The sequence below is a fragment of the Ochrobactrum sp. SFR4 genome (genome assembly GCF_019730395.1).
In the GTDB taxonomy this organism is placed as follows: domain Bacteria; phylum Pseudomonadota; class Alphaproteobacteria; order Rhizobiales; family Rhizobiaceae; genus Pseudochrobactrum.
The window spans coordinates 1-248 of the sequence record NZ_JAAPBB010001121.1 but is presented as its reverse complement, the minus strand read 5'-3'; the positions used below and the strand labels follow the sequence as shown (position 1 = coordinate 248).

Sequence of the window (248 nt, the reverse complement as noted above, 5' to 3'; positions counted from 1 at the left end):
CACCACCCACAACGACCACGGTTTTGCTCCGAAAAAACGGCCCGTCACAGGTCGCACAGGCAGAAACACCGAAGCCTTTATAAAACTCTTCAGAAGGCATACCCAGCCATTTGGCTTTGGCACCAGTGGCGACAATTAATGCGTTACAGCTATAAACCTTGCCGCTTTCGCCATGCAGGCGATGCATATCCATACCCAGCTCAACCGAGGTAATCATATCATATGCAATACGCGTCCCCATATGAACG

1 protein-coding gene is annotated in these 248 nt (G+C 50.4%); it reads right to left on the bottom strand.

Annotated features, from left to right (window positions below; all coding sequences use genetic code 11):
• The coding region (locus tag HBA93_RS22520; protein ID WP_353619433.1) for an NAD(P)/FAD-dependent oxidoreductase at window positions 1-248 on the bottom strand (248 nt) is incomplete at both ends.